This window comes from Streptomyces fuscigenes, from assembly GCF_021556455.1.
Classification (GTDB): Bacteria; Actinomycetota; Actinomycetes; order Streptomycetales; family Streptomycetaceae; genus Streptomyces; species Streptomyces fuscigenes.
This window is the reverse complement of record NZ_JAKGCV010000072.1, coordinates 1-18,297: the sequence shown is the minus strand read 5'-3', so window position 1 is coordinate 18,297 and position 18,297 is coordinate 1. Positions and strand designations below refer to the sequence as shown.

Annotated in this window: 14 protein-coding genes, 1 tRNA gene and 2 pseudogenes; 10 read left to right on the top strand and 7 right to left on the bottom strand. The window is 72.1% G+C overall.

Features of this window, described 5'->3' with window-relative positions; genetic code table 11:
- Positions 1-233 precede the first annotated feature (233 nt).
- A complete protein-coding gene (locus L1885_RS09645; RefSeq protein ID WP_235796610.1) occupies positions 234-695 on the bottom strand; it encodes an OsmC family protein in 462 nt (153 codons plus the stop codon).
- A 503-nt stretch (positions 696-1,198) separates the two neighbouring features.
- Between L1885_RS09645 and L1885_RS09640 the strand changes: the two genes are divergently transcribed.
- The gene (locus tag L1885_RS09640) at positions 1,199-2,605 is read left to right on the top strand and encodes an APC family permease (protein ID WP_235796609.1); all 1,407 of its coding nucleotides are present in this window, start codon (positions 1,199-1,201) and stop codon (positions 2,603-2,605) included.
- A gap of 131 nt (positions 2,606-2,736) precedes the next feature.
- Here L1885_RS09640 and L1885_RS09635 read toward each other — a convergent pair whose 3' ends face one another.
- Positions 2,737-4,665: a Xaa-Pro dipeptidyl-peptidase gene (locus tag L1885_RS09635; RefSeq protein ID WP_235796608.1), complete on the bottom strand. Its 1,929-nt coding sequence runs from the start codon at positions 4,663-4,665 to the stop codon at positions 2,737-2,739.
- 371 nt (positions 4,666-5,036) lie between these two features.
- Here L1885_RS09635 and L1885_RS09630 point away from each other — a divergent pair, with 371 nt between their 5' ends.
- On the top strand, positions 5,037-6,236 hold the full coding sequence (locus L1885_RS09630; protein WP_235796607.1) for a PP2C family protein-serine/threonine phosphatase: 1,200 nt from the start codon (positions 5,037-5,039) through the stop codon (positions 6,234-6,236).
- 169 nt (positions 6,237-6,405) lie between these two features.
- Here the strand turns inward: L1885_RS09630 and L1885_RS09625 are convergent, their stop codons facing one another.
- Positions 6,406-6,804 carry an ACT domain-containing protein gene (locus tag L1885_RS09625; RefSeq protein ID WP_235796606.1) on the bottom strand — a complete coding sequence of 133 codons (399 nt, stop codon included), beginning with the start codon at positions 6,802-6,804 and terminating at the stop codon, positions 6,406-6,408.
- 248 nt (positions 6,805-7,052) lie between these two features.
- On the opposite strand from L1885_RS09625, the gene L1885_RS09620 reads away from it, so the two are divergent.
- From L1885_RS09620 to L1885_RS09610, 4 genes are all read left to right on the top strand, one after another.
- Positions 7,053-9,080 (top strand): TerD family protein, encoded by a 2,028-nt coding sequence (locus L1885_RS09620; protein WP_235796605.1) that lies wholly within the window; start codon positions 7,053-7,055, stop codon positions 9,078-9,080.
- A 240-nt stretch (positions 9,081-9,320) separates the two neighbouring features.
- The gene (locus tag L1885_RS28860; RefSeq protein WP_268983875.1) at positions 9,321-9,455 is read left to right on the top strand and encodes a hypothetical protein; all 135 of its coding nucleotides are present in this window, start codon (positions 9,321-9,323) and stop codon (positions 9,453-9,455) included.
- A gap of 262 nt (positions 9,456-9,717) precedes the next feature.
- Positions 9,718-10,050: a DUF952 domain-containing protein gene (locus L1885_RS09615; protein WP_235796604.1), complete on the top strand. Its 333-nt coding sequence runs from the start codon at positions 9,718-9,720 to the stop codon at positions 10,048-10,050.
- 275 nt (positions 10,051-10,325) lie between these two features.
- Positions 10,326-10,739 carry a hypothetical protein gene (locus L1885_RS09610; protein ID WP_235796612.1) on the top strand — a complete coding sequence of 138 codons (414 nt, stop codon included), beginning with the start codon at positions 10,326-10,328 and terminating at the stop codon, positions 10,737-10,739.
- Here the strand turns inward: L1885_RS09610 and L1885_RS09605 are convergent.
- The 3 genes and pseudogenes from L1885_RS09605 to ku all read right to left on the bottom strand — a co-directional run.
- Positions 10,736-11,557: pseudogene (locus L1885_RS09605) on the bottom strand (IS5 family transposase). The gene L1885_RS09610 and the pseudogene L1885_RS09605 overlap by 4 nt on opposite strands.
- A gap of 695 nt (positions 11,558-12,252) precedes the next feature.
- Positions 12,253-12,324, bottom strand: a tRNA-Arg gene (locus L1885_RS09595).
- A 79-nt stretch (positions 12,325-12,403) separates the two neighbouring features.
- Positions 12,404-13,279 (bottom strand): annotated as a pseudogene (gene ku / locus L1885_RS09590) (non-homologous end joining protein Ku); the annotation flags it as partial.
- Between the two features lie 50 nt (positions 13,280-13,329).
- Here ku and ligD point away from each other — a divergent pair.
- Positions 13,330-14,226: a non-homologous end-joining DNA ligase gene (gene ligD, locus L1885_RS09585; RefSeq protein WP_235796602.1), complete on the top strand. Its 897-nt coding sequence runs from the start codon at positions 13,330-13,332 to the stop codon at positions 14,224-14,226.
- A gap of 265 nt (positions 14,227-14,491) precedes the next feature.
- On the opposite strand, the gene L1885_RS09580 is transcribed toward ligD, so the two are convergent.
- Complete coding sequence (locus tag L1885_RS09580) at positions 14,492-15,310, bottom strand: nuclease-related domain-containing protein (RefSeq protein WP_235796601.1); 819 nt, start codon at positions 15,308-15,310, stop codon at positions 14,492-14,494.
- 346 nt (positions 15,311-15,656) lie between these two features.
- Here L1885_RS09580 and L1885_RS09575 point away from each other — a divergent pair, with 346 nt between their 5' ends.
- The 3 genes from L1885_RS09575 to L1885_RS09565 form a co-directional block, all read left to right on the top strand.
- On the top strand, positions 15,657-15,926 hold the full coding sequence (locus L1885_RS09575) for a zinc-ribbon domain-containing protein (RefSeq protein ID WP_235796611.1): 270 nt from the start codon (positions 15,657-15,659) through the stop codon (positions 15,924-15,926).
- A 220-nt stretch (positions 15,927-16,146) separates the two neighbouring features.
- Positions 16,147-16,731, top strand: a complete 585-nt coding sequence (locus L1885_RS09570; RefSeq protein WP_235796600.1) for an SH3 domain-containing protein — start codon at positions 16,147-16,149, stop codon at positions 16,729-16,731.
- A gap of 129 nt (positions 16,732-16,860) precedes the next feature.
- The coding region (locus L1885_RS09565; RefSeq protein ID WP_235796599.1) for an FtsW/RodA/SpoVE family cell cycle protein at positions 16,861-18,297 on the top strand (1,437 nt) is incomplete at its 3' end.

Below are 18,297 nucleotides of genomic sequence, written 5' to 3'. Positions count from 1 at the left end.
CGCTGCCGCCCCGGACGGGCGGGCCCCCGGCGGGCGGTGCCTGAGCCGGCGGGGGGCCGACGTACGAAAGGCCACAGGCCACGGCGCACGCGGGGCTCCATGCCGGAGCGCCCGGTGCACATGGGGCCCGACGCGCTCGCACCGCGCGGACCGTCCGCGCCGGTGGACCCGCCGGGGCCCGCGGCGGCCGCGACCGCCCGCGACGGCCCCGGCAGGCGGCCGAGGCCCGGGGTTCAGTCGCCGGTGACGGCCGTTTCCTGCTCGGTGGCCGCGCGGGCCCCCGTGGGTCCGTCGGCGCGGACGTCGAGCGTGACCGGCGTGCCCTTCTCGATCGTCCGGCTCACGGTGCACTCGCGCTCCACGGCCGTACGGATCGCCGCCACGACGCGCTCGCGGGCCGCCTCGTCGAGCGCGGACAGGTCCACGTCCAGGCCGACGTGCAGGGCGTCGTACTCGTGGGTGCCGGGGCGCCGGTCGGTGTCCACCGTCGCGGTGAAGGGCGCCTCGGGCCCGGAACGCCGTACGACCAGTTCCTCGACGGTCACCGCCGCGCAGCCGGCCGCCGCGATCTGGAGCAGCTCGCCGGGGGTGAAGGAACCCTCGCCGCCGACCCGTCCGATCGTCACCACGGCGCCGCGGGCGTTGCGTGCCGTGAACTCGTGCCGTGCGGTCCGCTCGATCTCCAGCTCACTCATGACTGTCCCGAACCCATCCCTGCCGTCGTCGCCATCCGGACGCTCGCCAAAACGGCCCCCCGCCCCCGATTGTTCCCCCGCTTCCCTCGCCCTCCCCCGCTTCCCTCGCCCTCCCCCGCCGTCGAGAGCGCCCCGCGCGTTTCTCCGGGGCTTTCCAGGGGCTCCCCAGGGGGCTCTCCAGGGGCTCTCCGGCGCCCCGCGGGGCGCCGGGCGCCCGGGCGTGAGCCGCGCCGGCGGGCCCCTCGCGCGGCGGCGACCCGGCGCACGGGCCGTTTCCCGTCGTCCCGCGCGGGGCATCCGCGCCCTGGACAGCACCACCCCCCGTCCCGGTACGGTGCTTCTCACCACGTATGTAGCCTTTTGAACGACTTCGACCAGCCGCTCAGCGAAGCGGCATGAACACGAGGCCGGCGCGTGTCGCCGATCCCCCGAGGTGCCCGTGCGCGGCACCGGCCGTGGGACGGACACGGCCCACGCTCCGCACCCCCACCAGGAGCATCCCCATGGCAACCGAGGCCCCGACCCGCCTCCGGCGGACCCTGTCCGTGAAGGACCTGATCGTCTACGGCCTGCTGTTCATCGGCCCGACGGCGCCCATGGGCGTCTTCGGGGTGCTCGACGCCAAGAGCGGCGGTGCGACCGGTCTCGTGTTCGTCGTCGCGACCGTGGCGATGGGCTTCACCGCCTGGTCGTACGCGCGCATGTCGGCGGCGGTGCCGCGGGCCGGCTCGGTATCCGCGTACGCGACGGCGGGCATCGGACGCTGGCCCGGGTTCTTCGCCGGCTGGATGGCGAGCCTCGACTACCTCTTCATCCCGGCCGTCGCGGCCCTGTTCACCGGCATCGCGACGCACTCCCTGGTGTCCGGCATCCCGACCTGGCTGGCCACGGGCGTCGCCATCCTCGTCTTCACCGCCCTCAACCTCGCCGGGGTCCGACTCGCGGCCCGGGTCGGCCTGATCATGCTGGTCATCGAGGTCGTCGTGCTGGGCATGTTCATCGTCGGAGCGATCGTCGTCCTGGTGCAGGACGGCCCGAGCAGGGGCTGGCTGACCCCTCTGACCAGCACCTCCGACCTGGCGGTCAGCGGCGTGCTCAGCGCCGTGTCCGTCGCGGTCCTCTCGTTCCTCGGCTTCGACGCGATCGCCAGTTTCGCCGAGGAGAACAGCGGCGGCTCCCGGCAGGTCGGACGTGCCGTGCTGTTCTGCCTGGCGCTGGCCGGCCTGCTGTTCGTGGCACAGACCTACCTCGCGGACCTCATCAGCAACGTGAGCCCCCAGCACCTCGCCGCGCACCCCGACGAGCAGGGCACGGCCTTCTACTCGATCATCCGCTCCGCCATCGGCGGCTGGTTCGGCACGACGGTCAGCGCGACGAAGGCGGTCGGCCCGATCTTCTCCGCGCTGGTCGCCCAGGCTGCCGCGAGCCGCCTGCTGTACGGGATGGCCCGCCAGGGCCACCTGCCCGCGTGGCTCGGCCGGATCAGCCCGGCGAGCCGGACCCCGCGCCCCGCGATCCTGCTGTCCGCGGGCGCGACGCTGGCCCTGTCCGTCTGGGCGGCGACGCAGCCCGACGGCCTGGACACGCTGTCGTCGATGGTCACGGTGGGCGCGCTGAGCGCGTTCGTGCTCCTGCACGCCTCGGTGTTCGGCTACTTCGTGGTGCGCCGGGAGAGCCGGGCGGGCACGCGGGGGTCGCTCCTCGCCGCGGTCGTCGTACCCGTATTGGGCGTGGCGATCATCATCGCGCTGCTCGTGACGGCGAGCCATCTGGCCCTCGTGGTCGCCGCGTGCTGGCTCGCGATCGGCGTCGCCGTGGCCGTCGCCCGCTACCTGACGGGCCACCGCGGCGGCCCGGACGCCACCCCCTCGCAGCCGGGGCGGCCCGTGGACGCGCGCACGACGCCCTGAACGCGCCCCGACCCCGAGGCGCCGGAGCGCGGTGCGGGTCCGCGGCCGGACGCGGACGCAGCACGGCGGTGGCCGGGGCGCTCCCTCGAAAAGGAACCGCCCCGGCCACCGCCCCGGACCGGGTCAGAGCTTCATCGGAACGACTTGTGCGGAGCCGGCAGGACGACGTGCGACGGCGCCCGCCAGGTGCCCGGCGCGGCGGGCAGGTGCCCGAGGGCCCCGGCCCCGCCCACGACGGGCAGCGTGATGCCGCTCCCCGCGAGGTCCACGGTCACCGACGCACCCGTGGCCGTGTCGCTCTGCACGTCCCCGTCCGTGCCCAGCAGCACCAGCGCCAGCCGGTGACCGGCCTTGAACCGGTAGTCCTGCGGGAGCGTGTCCCACCGGACCCGGTAGTACGAGCCGGGGCGCAGCGCGGAGGGGGCGCTCAGCGAGTTCCGGTTCTGGGCGTCGACGTAGCCGCGTGCCACCACGTTCACGTCCGAGGTGATCGTGTCGGTGACGACCTGCCGGTAGCAGGCGTCGTCGACGGCCGTGCTCTCGCCGTGGCAGTCCTCGGTGGTGAGCGTCTTCACGCCCTCGCCGCCGCCCAGGTAGTTCACCCGGGTGTCGGTGCCGTAGTCGACGAGGAGCGCGCCCAGGTTCGCCGTCGGCTTGTCGAGCTTCACGCGCAGGTCCACCTGGGGCGTGCCCGAGACGCGCACGTCGTGCGCGAGCGGCGCCGTGGCGTAGGCGAGGCGGTACGGCGCTCCCGTCGTCGGATCGGCGACGAGCGATGACTCGGACTGCTCGGTGTCCGTGTACGTGCCGGTCCCGGACGACGCCCTCAGGCCGAGCGAGCCGTCCTTCTGCGGCCGCAGCGTGACCGGCGAGGCCGCGGGCGCCGGCCAGTCGGCCTGCGTGGTCCACTGGTCGGGCCCGGTCTCCACGTCGGCGCGGGGCTGCTTCATCACGTCGTTGGGTATGCGCCACAGCCAGTGGTCGAACCACTGGTGCAGGGTGTCCACCCAGACGTCGCGCCGGTAGTCGAACGGGTCGACGTGCCCGTACTGCGACAGCCACACCTTGCGCGGCACGCCCTGCTTGGCGAGCGCCGACCACCAGGTGGAGAACTGGCTGGGCTTGACGTTCAGGTCGTTGAGGCCCTGCGTGGCGAAGACCGCCGCGTGGACCTTGCGCACGTCGGTGACCGTGCCGGAGCGGTAGTCCCGCTCCTTCCAGAACTCGTTGTAGTTCCCGGTGGCGTCGTCCTGCCCGGCGGCCAGTTGGCTGCGCACCGCCGCGCACTTGGCGGACGGGTCGGTGTCGACGGTGTCCGCGAGGCCGTCCTCCTCGTGGCGCGACAGCAGCGTGCCGCCCATGCGGCTGTAGTCGTACCAGGAGCTGATGGCGGAGATCGGGACGATCGTCTCCAGGCCCTTGACGCCGGTGGCGGCGACGCCGTTCGCCAGGGTGCCGTCGTACGACTTGCCGATCATGCCGGTGCGCCCGTTGGTCCAGTCGGCCCTGACCTGCCGGCCCTGCGCGTCGAATGCCTTCGCCCGGCCGTTGAGCCAGTCGACGACGGCCTTCCCGCCGAGGACGTCGGAGGGGCCGCCGGACGTCGGGCAGCCGTCGGACTTCGTGGTGCCGTCCATGTCGACCTCGAGGACGGCGTACCCGCGCGGGACGAAGTAGTTGTCGTAGTAGAGCGGGAACTTCGCCGGGTCGCCCTGGGCGTCGTAGGTCTTGCGCTCGGACTCGTTGCCCCGGCCCAGATTGTCGTAGTAGGGGCTCTCGTCCATGATCACGGGCACCTTGAACCGGGGGCCGCTCTCCTTGGGCCGGACGATGTCGACCCGGATGAGGTCCTTCTTGCCGTCGCCGTCGGAGTCCACGCTCGACTGCACGTCGACGTACTCGCGTACGGCGTCCTGGTAGGAGAAGACGGGTTGCGTTCCGTCGGCGGTGACCCGGATGGAAGGTTTCTGCGCCGCGTGGGCCGCGGGCATGCCCGCCGCGGCGAGGGCGGCTGTGAGAGCGAGGGACGCGAGGCCTCTTCGCCGGAGTGTTTTCCGCACGCACTACCTCCTGGGGTTGGCGCGCGCACTCTCCCGCAGCCACCGCTGCCCCCACAAGACACATTCGCGCCAGCCGTGACGGCAGGGGGACCCGCGGTGACGGACGGCGGCCCGCGGACAGGCCCGGCGGGGCGGGCGGGGAGGTACGGGCGCGGCGCGGCGGACAAGGGCGGCGCGGGGGCGGCACCGGCGGTGGGGAGGCCGGGCGGGGCGGCGCGGGCGGAGTGAAGGGGGCCGCGCCGCGCGGGCGGAACGAACAAGGGAAGGGGCGCGTTCCAGGCCCGCGACGAACAGGCAGGCCGGGGCGGCGCGAGCACACCTGATGCGGCCAAAGCAGGCATACCCCCCACTCGGAGGTGTAAGCAGGGAGCATGCGCTCCCGGTACTCCTTCACCGCCTCGCCGGACGTGGAGCCGGCCGGCGGAAGGTGGCTGCTCATCGCACCGCTGGTGCTGATCGTGCTGGTCCCGGTGGCGGACATATGGCTGCCGCCGGACGTGCACATCGCCCCGCTGCTGACGGTGGCACCCACCTTCACGGCGGCCTTCGCCGGCCCCCGGCTGACCGCGGCCGTCGGAGCGCTCGCCGTGGCGGCGCAGGTCGTCGCGGGACTGGAGCGCCACTCGCTCGACTCGGAGCAGGTCGTGCTCGAGGTGTCGGCACTCGTGCTGGTGTCCGTGCTGCTGGTGCTGTTCTGCCTGCTCAGAGAGCGGCACCGGGCCCAGCTGCGCAGAGCGAGATTCATCTCCGACACGGCGCAGTCCGCCGTGCTGCGCCCGCTGCCCACCGATGTCGGGCCGCTGCGCATCGCCACCGAGTACCAGCCCGCCGAGTCCGACACCCGCCTCGGCGGCGACCTCTTCGCGCTCGCCCGCACCGGGGACTCGACCCGGCTCCTGATCGGGGACGTGCGCGGCAAGGGACTCGACTCGATCTCCGACACGACGATCATGCTCGGGGCGTTCCGGGCGGCCGCGCACCGGCAGGCGTCCCTGTCGGAGCTGGTCGCCTACCTGGAGGGCAGCGTCCGCTGGGGACTCGACGAGGTGTCGGAGGCGGAGAGCGAGTTCGGCGAGCGCTTCGTCACGGCCGCCGTGCTCGACATCCCCGACGACGAACCGGTTCTCCACCTCGTGACCTGCGGCCATCCCCCGCCGATCGTCCTGTCCGACGGCCGCGCCACCTCGCTGCTGGTCCGCCGGCCCGCGCCGCCCCTGGGCCTCGGCGGCCTCCTCGGAGGGCTCGGGGACACGGCGTACACGGCGGAGACCTTCCCGTTCGCCTACGGCGACCAGCTGCTCCTGTACACGGACGGCGTCTCGGAGGCCCGCGACAGCGACGGCGTCTTCTACCCCCTGGCGGAGCGCGGCGCGGAGGCGAGCCGCGCGGCGGTGTGGTCGGCGGGCGGCCCCCGCACCCTCCTCGACCACCTCACGAAGGACCTGCTGGCGTACGCGGGCGGCCGCATCGACGACGACCTGGCCATGATCGCGGTGTGCCGCACGACGAAACCGCAGCCCCCGGCAACGTCGGCGGCCACCGAGCCGGCGACGGAGCCGGAGGCGGGCTGAGGGACGCAGCCGCGACGGGCGGACGGGCGTACGCGGGGCGCGCCTCGGGCCGAGAGAAGCACCCCGCGCCGGAGCAGACGAACGCAGGGCGCGCACCCCGGCCCGAGGAGAACGCCCCGCGGCCGGAACACGCGGACGCGGGGCGCGCCCCGGCCGGAGGGGAACGCCCTCAGCCCGAACGCCGCGCCAGGCCCTCCAGCAGCGTGACCGCCTCGGCGGCGCGCTCGTAGGGCACGAACAGGTGGTCGTGATGGAACCCGGCAACCACGTTGCAGCTCAGGTCCGCGTCCGCCAGCTCCTTCGCGACCGCGGCGGTCAGCCCGACCGCCTCCAGCGCCGAATGCACCCGCAAGGTGATCCACCCGGCCACGTACCCGTACGCCAGCCCCGCCTCGTCGGCCTCCTCCCGCCGCACGACGAGGGTCAGCCCCTCCGCCTCGGCGACCGTCACGACGGGCACGACGCCCGGCGGAACGCCACCGCTCACCGAGGCGAACACGTACTGCCCGGGCTGCGACTCGGGCCGCATGGAACGCAGCAGCGTCCGCAGATCTCTCTCACCACTCACGCCCCCAGGCTACGCAGCCGCCCCGGCCGTTCCCCGAGCAGGCGGCGTGGGCCCGGCCGCGCCGGACACAGGAACGAGAACCCGGCGCGGGCACCCGATTCCATCGGCGGGAAACCAAAGATGCTGTCTGCATTCATACGTCCCCGTTCGAGCACTACAGTCTCCGTACGCGACACGTCACAGTGTGTCGCGATCGAGCGACCGAGGCGCGGCTGTGCGCAGCTGGGGGGCCTCAGTTGGGGGGCATCATGCACGAAATGATCAAGGGTTCGAACGTGGCGCTGGGGGCGCTGAGCGAGAACACCGGCTCGGTGATCGTGAGCCTCGGATGGGGCAGCCAGAGCGGCGAGGGGGACGCCGACGTGTCCGTTCTGCTGCTGGACGGCAACGGCAAAGTCCGCAGCGACGAGGACTTCTGCTTCTACAACAACCCGGTGGCCGACGGCGGGAGCGTACAACTGCTCGGCAAGACCCCCACGGCGGACGGGAACGAGGACCGCATCAGCTTCGACCTGACGGCCGTGCCGGCGAACGTCGCGCGCCTGGTCGTGGCGGCGAGCCGGGACGACGGGGCCCGATTCGGCGAACTGGAGGACGTCCGGCTCTCCTTGGCGGACGGAACCGGCGACGATGTGCTCCGCTTCGACGTCGACGTCGACGACGTCGACTCGTTCAGCGCGATCGTCTTCGGTGAACTGTACCGACGCGGCGACGAGTGGAAGTTCCGCGCCGTGGGCCAGGGTTACGACAGCGGCCTGGCCGGCCTGGCCACGGACTACGGTGTCGACGTCGACGACGAACCGGCCGCCGCGGAGGCAACCGGCACCGGGGCGGACGCCGGCCCGGCCACCGCACCCGTCTTCCCCGCCGACGCACCGCCGGTGGGCAAGACGCTCCGGCCCGTCCCTGCTCCCCGTGAGGCCGAGGACGATACCGGCGCCAAGCAGCGCACGGCGCGGCCACGCACGGCGAAGAAGAAGGTCACGCTGCCCAAGGCGGCGAAGAAGACCCTCGCGGAGAACGATTCCTGGCGGACGGCCCGGCTCTTCCCGGTCTCCGCGCTCAAGAGCGACCGTGACCGGGAGATGCGCGCCACCTCCGTCCTGCTCTCCGTGATGGCGCAGGTACCGGAGTTCGGCCGCCGCCTGACCGCGGCGTTCGGTGCTCCCGCGGGCCGCATGGAAACCTTCACCGAGGTCGCCCTCCCCCACGGCGACACGCCTCGACGCCCCGACGGGGTGATCCGCGTCGAGCGTGCCGGCAAGTTGTGGACGGCGCTGGTCGAGGTCAAGACCAACGGCAACGCCCTCAAGACGGAGCAGGTGCAGGCGTACACCGACATCGCCGGGCGCCGCGCCTACGAGGCCGTGATCACGCTGTCGAACGACGTGGCGCTGGAGGGCAGTCCGCTCGTCGACGTGAAGACCGACGGCCGTCGCAAGCACAAGGTGGCCCTCTGGCACCTGTCATGGGCGGAAGTCGCCCATCAGGCACAGATGCTGATCCGGCACGAGGGCGTAGGGAACGCCTCCCATGCCTGGCTCCTCCAGGAACTGCTGCACTACCTGCAGCACGAGAACTCCGGCTGCCACGGCTTCCAGAACATGGGCCCGTCCTGGGTACCCGTGCGCAACGGCATCGACGACGAGACGCTCTGCCAGGGCGACCCCCGCGCGCTGGAGGTCGTCGAGAGCTGGGAGCGGCTCTTCCGGCAGGTGTGCCTCCGCCTCGGCGGCGAACTCGGGCAGAAAGTCTTGCCGGTGCAGCGCACCAAACGAGGAGCGGACCCGGCTCTGCGGCGCAGTCTCCTCGCCGACCAGCTGTGCGAGGACGGCCGGCTCCAGGCCGAACTGCGCATCGAGGGAGCACCCGGCGTCCTGGCCGTCACCGCGGACCTGCGCACCGGCAGGCTGCGCACGTCCATCGACGTTCCGGCGCCCGAGCAGGGGTACCCGCTCTCCTGGGCGAAGCGACTGATCCGCTCCCTCGCCGAGGCACCGGCCGATCTCCACGTCGAGACCCTCCTCACCGGCGACAAGGGCGGGCCGCGCGGGACCCTGGAGCGCCTGCGGCCCGAACCGGCCGACCTGCTCCCCAAGGACGGCGCCGCCACCATCACCGGCTTCCGCCTCTCCCTGCTGAAGAGCATGGGCAGCAGCCGCGGCAACGCCGAATCGGGCTTCATCCGCAGCGTGGACGACGCGGTGCAGCGCTTCTACGGCACGGTCGTGACCCACCTGGACGCCACATCCACGCGCAGGGCACCACTGAAGTAGCCGCCGCCGACGGACGGGAGGGGCTCCACCGCCCCCGGCCGCGAGCCCCTCCCGCGGCCTGCGGCCGCCTGCTACTGGACGCCTTGGCGGGAGTGGGCCACGGTCGAGACGTTTCCCTATACCTACTCAACGATGGGGCCACCGGGTGGGACCACGGTCGAACACACCCGGGGCCACATCCGCGCGCAGCCGCTTCCCTACGGCCGAGGTCGGCCCTCTCCGCGTCCATTCCTTCGCTCAATGAAAGCGGTAGCCGCCCTGGCGGCGAACACGCTCAGCGTCACCGTCAGCGCGAACGACAGCGAGTCGTCCCACGACTTCCCACGCACCCAGTGCCAGATCACGACCGCGAGCCCGGCGACAGCGAGCGCGTAGGCCGGCACTGCCACCCACCGCACCAACCGACGCCGGCGCCCCGCCGAGGGCGCGTCATCCCCTGACCGCTGCCACCGAGCCATGCCCTGCGCTACCCCCTGAAGGAGGGCCCACGTGCCTGCCGCGTCGCACCGCCTCAGCGTCTGTCCGCGCGCGGCGGTATCAGTACCGACAACGCGGCGGCTGTCACCGGCCGTCGGCCTGCCGGACCGTCGCACTTCAGAGGTGCGCCCGCCGGTGCCGGGCCCGTAGCGTGGGCCGCATGCCGAAACCTCAGCACATCGTGCACATCACCGAGCGCTCTCTGTGGGAGACGGCCCGCGAGGCCGGCACCTTCGAGATGTCCACCCGCGGCCGCACGCTCCAGCAAGAGGGGTTCGTCCATTTCTCCACCCGCGACCAGCTTCCGCGTATCGCGGCCTTCCTCTACGGCGACTACGAGGGCCCCGACGAGTTGGTGGTGCTGGTCGTGGACCCGGCCCGGCTCGATGTCCCGCTGAAATACGAAGCCATGCCGCCGAACGGCGAGGAGTTCCCGCACGTGTACGGACCGGTACCGGTCGAAGCCGTGGTGGACGTCGAGCCTTGGGGCTGAGCGCCCATGTTCGGACTCGTCCCGGCTGCCGCGTTCGGCACAGAAAGCCGACCGCGCCCCGAGCCTTTGACCGCTCACACGCCCCTCACACGCACCGGCAGGTGAGAACGACATAGAGCCGGACCGAGTAACAGGTCGTTTCACAAAGAGGTCCGTGAGGGACGGGATGCTGGAATGCCGGGCTTCGTCCGTAGGATCACTCCGTGCCTGCTGACGAACGCGTAACCCGGTCCACGTTCTCCGGTCGTATCCAGCCCATAGCGGCTCCTCAGCCGATGCCGGAGCTGCCTCAGCGGATTTGGTCCGATGACGACTGGAAGCGGATCCAGCTCGGCTATGCGTCGCGGGACATGGACGAGAAGTGGGACATCTTCACGGAGGGCAAGGTCGTCTTCCTTCACCGAAGCTGGACGGGTAACGGAACCTTCGCGGCGACCTTCGCGCCTGTCGAGGGCGGTGGATGGCGTATCGGCAGTGCCGTAGTTGAACGGGACGCCGAACGCTATCGAGGAGCGGACGACGCCTACGACTGCGTCTTGCTCGAGCTGGTGATCAGCGCCATCGTGCTTGGCGAGCCGGCGACAGACCTCCGTACGAAGTTGGTCGAGTTGACCCGCCGGGAGTCAGGCTCCGATGCTCCAGCCGGCCTCATTCAGCACAGCGCCCTGGGGCTGCGCTCGGACTCCTAACCCATCACCCTGGGAGCGCTGGAAAGACGTCGGATGCAGATCAGGCTGCAGGCCAGTTCGAGCAGGCCCTGGTGGAGATCGGCCCGTCGTTCGTAGCGGGTTCGGAGCCGTTTGAATTGGTGCAGCCAGGAGAAGGTGCGCTCGACCACCCAGCGCACCTTGCCCAGTCCGGAACCGTGAGCGACGCCGCGTCGCGCGATCAACGGCTTGATGCCCCGCTTCCACAGCAGACGGCGGAACTTGTCGAAGTCGTAGCCACGGTCGGCTTACAGGCGCCGGGGCTTGCGGCGAGGGCGTCCCCGCAGACCCGCGGATCGACGGGAGGGCGTCGAGTAGCGGCAGGAGCTGCGTGACATCGTGCCGGTTGCCATCGGTGAGGGAGACCGCGAGTGGAGTTCCTTGTCGGTCGACGATCAGGTGGTGCTTGGAGCCGAGGCGGGCGCGGTCGACGGGTGAGGGGCCGACGTGATCCCCCCTTTGAGGGCCCGGACGTGCGATCCGTCCACGGCGCAGTCGTCCAGGTCCGGTAGACCGGCGCGGCGCAGCTCGGTCAGTAGGGCAGCAGGCAGGCGTGGCCAGACACCGGCCTCGGTCCAGTCCCGCAGCCGGCGCCAGGCCGTCACTCCGGAGCAGCCTATTGTCTCCGCCGGGACGTCCCGCCAGGCGACACCAGTCCGCAGCACGAACAGGACGCCGGCGAGTGCTGTTCGGTCAGGAACACGCAACCGCCCGGGATGCCGGTGGCGTCGTTCGGGAGCGGGTGGCAGCAACGGGGCCACCCGCTCCCAGAGGTCGTGCGGAGCAAGATCAGCATGCACTCGGACACCCCGCCGACCAAGATCGTCGAGCACAAGGTCCGCAGCTCAACTCATTCTGAAACGTTCAGTAAGACTGGGTCCGGCTCTCATCGTCAGGGACCTCTGTCGGATGGCCGATACGTGCAGGTGGGCGTCACCCTGGTCCTGTCTCGCCGCTCAGCTGAGATGGAGAGTGCTTCACGCAAGGGGCCCCACGAAGGCAAAGGTCTCCTACGAAACGCTGCGCGAGTGGCTGGCATCTGGAGAGCTGGCACCCGGCGGCAAGCTCCCCTCGGAACGCACGCTTGTGCGCGGGCGTGAACACACAACCGGGCAGTGCGCCCGTTTGCGCCCTGCCTGACGTGCAAGCGGCAGCCCACGGTGGAGATTCCCCAACGCGAGGAGGACCGGATGGCGTCGTACTGGAGGAAGGGTTACGTGCGGAAGGACGGCACTATCGTCAAGGGTCACCGTGTCCGTGGGAGGAACCCCAAGGAAGGGTGCTCGTTTTGGTTGGTCGGCATGCTCGGGCTCGTCCTGGCTGCCGTGATCGCCATGGTGAGCTGACTGCGGGCGGACCCTCGACAGCTCACTCGTCACTCACTCGCGAACCTGCGAGTGAGTGACAAAGAGCCGGACCCAGTGAGACTGGGTCCGGCTCTTGAAGACTGGCACTTCCGCAGGTCAGCGGGTTGACCACGCTGGTCCGGCTTCTGTGCCCCCGGCAGGATTCGAACCTGCGCACACGGCTCCGGAGGCCGTTGCTCTATCCCCTGAGCTACGGGGGCGCTGCCGCCCCTCGGGGCGACGTCAGGAACCTTACCAGCTTCCGGGGGGTGCGCGTGAACTGGTATTTCGTGGTCAGGCGGAGGCTCGCTTCGTGCGCTTGCGCGGGGTCCGTTTGCGGGGTTGGTCGCGGTCCTTGAGGTGGGTGACGTCGGCATCCTTGTCCCCCGCGGCGTCGCCCGCGGCCTCCTGGGCCGCGCGCACGCTGTTCTCGAGCGCGGACATGAGGTCGATGACCTTGCCGCCGCCCTCGTCCGTGCGGGCCGGCGCCGGGGCCGGGGCGCCTTCGGCCTTGGCGGTGACGAGTTCCTCGACCGCCTCGCGGTAGTCGTCGTGGAGGGAGTCGAGGTCGATCGCGCCGAGGGTGTTCATCAGGGCGTCGGCCAGGTCGAGTTCGGCGTCGCGGACGCTCACGTCGGCCTCGGGGGCGACCCCGTCCGCCGCGCGGATCTCGTCGGGCCACAGCAGGCCGTGCATCGCGATGACGTCGTCGACCACGCGCAGCATGCCGAGGCGCTCGCGCCCGCGGAGGGCGAACTTCGCGACGGCCGCCTTCTCGCTGCGTTTGAGTGCCTCGCGCAGCAGCGTGTACGGCTTGGCGGCGGGGGCGCCGTTGGCCTGGAGGTAGTACGCCGTCTCCATCTGGAGCGGGTCGATGGCGTCGGCGGCCACGAACGCGACGATCTCGATGGTCTTCGTCGTGGGCAGCGGCAGCGCCGCGAGCTCCTCGTCCGTGATCGGGACGAGCGCGCCGTCCGCGTCCTCGTAGGCCTTGCCGATGTCGGCGGTGGCGACCTCCTCGCCGTCGAGGTCGCAGACCTTGCGGTAGCGGATGCGCCCGCCGTCCTCCCGGTGGATCTGGCGGAAGGAGACCGCGTGGTTCTCCGTCGCGTTCATGAGCTTGATCGGGATGCTGACCAGTCCGAAGGAGATGGCGCCGTTCCATATCGATCGCACGGTTGGTCCCTTTCACGAGCTGTGCGCGTCATACATGGGATTGTTATCTTATGACGCCTATCACCGAGGTGGAGGGGCGAAGGCTCAGCCTCAGCAATCTGGACAAGGTGCTGTATCCCGCCACCGGCACCACCAAGGGCGAGCTGCTGCACCACTACGCCAGGACGGGTGCCCCGCTGCTGGCGCATCTCGCGGGCCGCCCGGTCTCCTTCCTGCGCTATCCGGACGGGTCGCAGGGCGAGGCGTTCTTCACGAAGAATCCTCCGCCGGGTACGCCGGAGTGGGTGAAGAGCGTGGACGTGCCGCGTTCCGCGCGGCGGGGCGAGGACCGGGGGCGCCAGGTCGTGGTGGACGGGCTCGCCGCGCTGATGTGGGCGGCGAACCTGGTCGTGGAGTTCCATACGCCGCAGTGGCTCGCCGACTCCCCCGCCGTCGCCGACCGGATCGTCTTCGACCTCGACCCGGGCGACCCGGCGACGATCGAGGACTGCTGCCGCGTCGCGCTGTGGCTGCGCGGGCGCCTGGCCGACGACGGCTTCGAGGCGTACGCCAAGACCTCGGGCGCCAAGGGCCTGCATCTGCTGGTCGGGGTGGCGCCGACGCCGTCGGCCGAGGTGTCCGCGTACGCGAAGCTGCTCGCGCGCGAGGCCGAGGGGGCGATGCCGTCGCTCGTCGTCCACCGCATGCGGCGCGACCTGCGCACGGGCAAGGTCTTCGTCGACCACAGCCAGAACAGCGCCGCCAAGACGACGGCCACGCCGTACACGGTCCGGGCCCGGCCCGAGCCCACCGTCTCCGCGCCGGTCACCTGGGACGAGGTCGCCGCGTGCGCCGAGGGCACCGACGGGCTGCGGTTCCTGCTGGACGACATGCCGGGGCGGCTGGACGCGCACGGGGACCTGATGGCTCCGCTGTTCGGGGAGGGGCATCCGCCACTGCCGTCATAGGACGGTCGCTTCTCGCGCTCCCCTGCCCCGCCGTTCGCCGCAGGCCGTCCGCCGTCCGTCACCCGGCACCCGTCACCCGTCACCCGTCGCCCGGCGTCCGTCGCCCGTAGTCCGGCGTCCAGCGTCCGGCGCCCGGGCTTCGCCGCACCTCGCGCGTCTCCCGTACGCCCTGCCGCCGGCCCTCGTCCGCCCGTCCGCGCCTTCCGCGCCTTCCGCGCCTTCCGCGCCGACGAGGGGCAGCAGCCCGGCACGGGGGAGAGCGCGCTCAGGCGTGGGTCCAGGTGTTCCTGTTGCGGGCCGCCGCGTACACCGCTTCGACCTCGGCCGGTTTGAGTACGCCGCCGAGCCGGGCGAGCGTGTGCAGCATGTCGTCCTTGAGGATCCGTACGTCGGTGCCGCCGGGCGGCGACGGCAGCGTCTCCAGCCGTGTCGCGCCCGTCACGACCAGCGCGGGCGCCACCGCCAGCGCGAGGGCGAGCGACGCACGCTCCGCGGCGCGCCGGGCCCAGCGCAGGTGCGGTACGGGCGCGGAGCGGCCCAGCCGGACCATCGGGTCGGCGATGCGCACGCGCCGTTTGCGGGCCGGCAGCGTGCGTACGGCGAGGACGCCCGCGGGTCCGATGGCCAGGTGGTCGATGAACGCGGAGCCCGGGAGCGGCACGGCGTGCAGCACCCGCCAGCCGGCGCCGTCCAGGGCGTCCAGTGCGTCTCCGACGAGGCACTGGGCGCTCAGCGCGTCCTCACGTGCGTCGCGACGCAGGAAACGGGCGGGCGTGGGGACCGGAAGGGCGTCGAGGGCCGCGTACAGCGCCTCGCCGGGGCGGTTCGGCGCGAGGTCGTCGTCCGGGTGCAGCGTCAGCCGGTCGAGGTCCGCGGGGGTCGGCACGGGCGGCGGCCCCACGGTCACCTCACCGGTCGCGTAGGGCGCGAGCGCCGCCATGACGTCGGCCTCGCGGTCGGCTCTGACCAGGCTGATCCTGTTGATGTCCCGGTCGTACCAGGCGAGGCTGGTGCCGTCCGGAAGCGTGACGTAGAGCCGCTCGTGGCCTTGGTGCTGCGCCGGTGTGACGCGGAGACGGGCCATCGTTCATCACCCCCCGACCATGGGACCAGCAGGGTGGGCACCCGTGCAACCAGAAGGGTGACACTGCGCGCCGCTTCACCGGGTTTCCCCGTGGCCGGTTCCGGGGACGCACGAGCCCCACGCGCCGTACAAGCCCCGTGTATCCCGCAAACCGCACCGACCACACAGACCACACAGACCGTTTCGGGCCCCATGCGCCCCATGCGCCCCACACGCTCCACGAACGGCGCCGGCCGCACGCCGTGCGCCGCACGATCCGCACGCGCCGTCCCCGCTGTCAGAAGGGTGCGGCACACTTCCGGCGAGGACGCCGACGGCGTCCCGTTCCGAAGGAGCCCCCGCGGTGATCATTCTGTTCGGCACCAGAACGTACTTCTTCCAACTCGCGATCCTCACACTCGTGTGCGGCCGCTGCGGCAACCCCGCCACCCACGCCCTGCGCAAGCGGGTCCTCAAGTTCACCCTGTTCTTCGTGCCGCTGTTCCCGATATCTACCAAGTACTGGACCCAGTGCGGCCATTGCGGCGCCGAGAAGCAGGTCCCCAAGGAGCAGGCGGAGGGCCTCGTCGCGACGGTGAACCAGGGGCAGGCCCCCCTTGCCGGCCAGGCCGGGTAGCAGGCTCCCGGGCAGCAGGTTCCCGGGCAGCAGGCGGGTCGGCAGTCGGGACCGACGGGCTGAGCCGGCGGCGTGGCGATGTCGCCGGCCGGGGCGTCGGGCGAATGGCCCAGTGGCCCACCGTGATGTTTTGCGGACTCTCCGTGGCGAACCTAGCGTGAATCGGGCGCACCCCCGCCGGCGCCGCCCGGCTCCCCCCTCCAGGTCACCAGGAGTAACGATGGCCCTGCGTTCCCTCGGCCTCCGCGCCACCACCCTCGCCGCCACGCTCACCGCCGCCGCGGTCCTGACCGCCCTCCCGGCCGCGGCCGACCAGCCCCCGACGGGCCACACCGCGCAGGGGCAGCAGGAACAGCCGGGCCAGCAGGGCCAGGCGGGCCGGCCGGACCCGCAGGCGCCCCAGGCCCCGCAGCAGACGCAGAGTCAGGCACAGAAGGACCAGGCCGCCCAGAGTGCCGCCCAGAGTGCCGCGCAGAGCCAGCAGCTCGCCGGCACGGACCAGTCCGCGCAGCACGCGCAGGCGGCCCACGACGCCCAGGCGCACAGCGGCCAGGCCGTGCCCGACGCCGGCGCCTACAGGGGCCGCGTGACCGCGCGGGGCGGGCTGTACCTGCGCGACAAGCCGACCCGCGGCAGCCGCGTCGTCGGCCTCGCGCGCTACGGCACGATCGTGCACATCTTCTGCAAGACGCGCGGCGACAACGTCGCGGGCAACGACCGCTGGTACCTGCTGACGGACGGCACGTGGGCCTGGGGCTCGGCGAAGTACATCAGCAACATCGGGCCGTCCCCGCGCTGGTGCTGACGCCTCCGCAGGCGCCGGCGCACCGCCCCGGCGCCCTCGGCGGCCGGCCCGGACCACGTCTCCCGCCGACATGCCCCGAAGTCATTAGATAAACGGACATATAGCTTGTCGGCTTGCTACGTTGCCGACATGCCCGCACCGACGCAGCCCGCCTCCGCGCCCCGTGCCCCCACCGGCCGGGGCGTGGAGTTGCTGCTCCTCGTCTGTGCCGTCCTCGTCTCGGTGGCCGGGTACGCGGCGGTCGGCCTCGGCAGGGACGGCGCGGTGCCGCCCGACCTGTCCGGCTACGCGCTGGGGATCGGCGCGCTGTCGCTGCTCGCCCACCTGGCGGTGCGTCTGCGCGCGCCCCACGGGGACCCGTTGCTGCTGCCCATCGCCGTCCTCCTCAACGGCCTCGGCCTCGTCCTCATCCACCGGCTGGACCTGGAGACGCCGGGCGAGCAGGCGGCGCCGACGCAGCTGGTGTGGTCCGCGCTCGGGATCGCGCTGTTCGTGGTGGTGATCCTGGTGCTGCGCGACCACCGGGTGCTGCAGCGGTACACGTACGTGTCGGTCGTCGGCGCGCTCGCGCTGCTGATGGTCCCGATCCTGTTCCCCGCCGTCAACGGCGCGAAGATCTGGATCCGGATCGGTGACCTCTCCTTCCAGCCGGGCGAGTTCGCCAAGGTGCTGCTCGCCCTCTTCTTCGCCGCGTACCTGGCGTCCAACCACCGGGCTCTGGCGTCCACGGGCCGGCGGATCTGGCGGTTCCAGATGCCCAGCGGGCGGGTGCTGGGCCCGCTGGTGACGGTGTGGCTCCTGAGCGTCGCGGTCCTGGTCTTCGAGCGGGACCTCGGGACGTCGCTGCTGTTCTTCGGCGTCTTCGTGATCCTGCTGTACGTGGCGACCGGGCGGACCGGGTGGATCGTGGCGGGCCTGGTGCTGGCGGGGGCGGGGGCGTACGCGGTCGGCTCGTTCGAACCGCACGTGCACGGCCGGGTGGTGGACTGGCTGCACCCGTTCGCGTCGATCGACGCGGGCATCGGGCCGAGCCAGCTCGCGCAGTCCCTCTTCGCGTTCGCCGCGGGCGGCGTCACGGGGACGGGCCTGGGCCTCGGCCACTCGATCCTGATCGGGTTCGCGGCGAAGTCGGACTTCATCCTGGCCACGGCCGGGGAGGAGCTGGGGCTGCTCGGCCTCAGCGCCATCTTCCTGCTGTACGCGCTGATCGTGGCGCGCGGCCTCGGGACGGGGATGGTCCTGCGGGACCCGTTCGGGCGGCTGCTCGCGGTGGGGCTCGCGTCGCTGCTGGCGCTCCAGGTCTTCGTGATCGCGGGCGGGGTGATGGGGCTGATCCCGCTGACGGGGATGGCGATGCCGTTCCTGGCGCAGGGCGGTTCGTCCGTCGTGACGAACTGGGTGATCGTCGCGCTGCTCCTGCGCATCAGCGACTCGGCGCGCAGGCCGCGGCCGGCCGACGCCGCCGACGGGGTCCCCGGCACCGACGACGACCCCTCGCCGCGTACGCCGCTGCTGCGCCTGAGCCTGGCCGAACTCGCCGCGCCCGCCGCGGGAGCCGCGCGCGCC